At 71.9% G+C, this 1,725-nt stretch carries 3 protein-coding genes; all 3 read left to right on the top strand.

All coding sequences use genetic code 11. The features are described from left to right. Positions 1-158: 158 nt before the first annotated feature. The 3 genes from VIU94_RS12050 to VIU94_RS12040 all read left to right on the top strand — a co-directional run bounded on the left by VIU94_RS12050 (position 159) and on the right by VIU94_RS12040 (position 1,668). Positions 159-596, top strand: a complete 438-nt coding sequence (locus VIU94_RS12050) for a hypothetical protein (protein WP_331910546.1) — start codon at positions 159-161, stop codon at positions 594-596. Positions 597-676: 80 nt separating this feature from the next. Continuing rightward, complete coding sequence (locus VIU94_RS12045) at positions 677-1,483, top strand: hypothetical protein (RefSeq protein WP_331910544.1); 807 nt, start codon at positions 677-679, stop codon at positions 1,481-1,483. After that, the gene (locus VIU94_RS12040) at positions 1,480-1,668 is read left to right on the top strand and encodes a hypothetical protein (protein ID WP_331910542.1); all 189 of its coding nucleotides are present in this window, start codon (positions 1,480-1,482) and stop codon (positions 1,666-1,668) included. The genes VIU94_RS12045 and VIU94_RS12040 overlap by 4 nt, the downstream gene beginning before the upstream one ends. Positions 1,669-1,725 lie beyond the last annotated feature (57 nt).

Genomic DNA, 1,725 nt, shown 5'->3' with positions numbered 1-1,725 from the left:
TCGCACTGGTCCCACACCCCGAAGCCCTGCCGGTACTGCGGACAGCCCGCACACACCCGCGACTCGAAGCGGTCCCCGGCGCACAAGACCTGCGCCGAGGCCGCCCTCGCCCAGCAGGCCGCAGACGCGGCCGACGCCTATCGAAAGGACACCCTGTAATGCCGAAACTCAGCCCCCACCAGGCCCCCGAGGTCAAGCTCGACTCCGCCGCGGCTTCCGTCGAGGCCAGCCTCACCGTTGACCAGCGCCGCGGCCTGTTCGAGAAGCCGGGGACGACCGTGGTCGCGATCGTCGAGCTGACCTCCAAGTCGTACACCGGCCACGCCGACGGCGAGGAGAAGGAACCTCAGGTCAAGGTCCGCGTCACCGGCTGCGAGGTCGCCCGGTCCGACGGCGAGGCCGCCACCCTGCTGGAGGCCAAGCGCGCGATGTGGAGGGCCCGCCGCATGGACGGAACCCTCGACGAGGTCGGCCCCGGCCCGCGCGACCCGGAGCACGTCATCGGCGACGCATTCGCCGAGTACCCCTCCGAGGCGGAGTACCGGGCGCACGAGCGGGCCCGCGAGCAGCGGCGCCGCGACGAGTACGTGCGCTGACCCAGCCCCTCCCACAAGCCGTACGGGGCGGGCCGACTCCCCCGCCCCGTACACCGCACCACGACCACGGAGAGCCCCAGTTGAGCACTGACGAGCAGGCCACCCGCGCCAGCGGCAGCGTGCCTCACGCCTACGGCAACGCGCTGGCCTGGCGCTGGTCCCGCGAGATGCCCACGGCTCTCCGCCGGGGGTTCCTCACCCTGCTCTACGCCCTCCGCGCCATCGCCAACGCCAACGGCGAACTCCGTTTCCACGGCGACCACAAGCCGATCCGGATCCAGGACATCGCCAAGGCCGCGGGCGCCGACGAGAAGGACGCCCGCCGGTACATGAACGCGGGGATCGCCGCCGGCGTGGTCGCGGTCAAGGGCGAGCAGCGCCGCGGGAAGGCGACGCTCTACACGCTGGTGCTGTGCCCGATCCCGGACTGGGGCGCGGCAGAGGACGTCTTGAAGACCACCCGGCGCAAGCCCGGGAAGGGGTCGGCACCGTGGCAGGCACCGGCCGGAAGTTCGGGGGACCGCGACCCGAACCAGTTCGGGGGACCGCGCCCTGAACTTCCCGGAGATCCGGGCGAAGAAGTTCGGGGGACCGCGCCCCGTATGGGTTCGGGGGACCGCGCCCCGAACGGTTCGGGGGACCGCGCCCCGAATAACCCAGGGGGTACCCATGTCTCTCCCCATGACGAGGCCGGGGTGGTCTTCAAGCCTCAGGTAGTCGGGCCCCCCGCACCCCAACAGACCGACTCCGACCAAGAGCAAAACCACGTCCCCACACGGCAGGTCGGCTTCCTCCGCTGCACCCGCTGTCACGAGCGGCTCATCCCGGACCCCCGCCGGCCCGAACGCACGACCCACAGCCACTGCACCGAGAGGACCGCCTCATGACACCCCAGGAGCGCCTCTACGCCGAGGAAATCCCCACCGGCACCTTCGGGGACGCCCGCCCCGCCAACGGCCGCCGTACAGCCGCCACGCCCCGCTGGACACCCGAAGAACAAGCCGCCCACTACCGCGAGCTAGCCGAAGCCCTCGGCGTCCCCCACCTCCACGCCATCACCCCCGCCGCCTGAAAGGAGAACCCCGTGACTGAGCTGCGCATCGGCTCCCTGTGCACCGGCTACGGCGGC

Source organism: Streptomyces sp. (genome assembly GCF_036566765.1).
In the GTDB taxonomy this organism is placed as follows: domain Bacteria; phylum Actinomycetota; class Actinomycetes; order Streptomycetales; family Streptomycetaceae; genus Streptomyces.
Note: the sequence above shows the minus strand (reverse complement) of the source record. Positions and strands in the feature narration are given on the sequence as shown.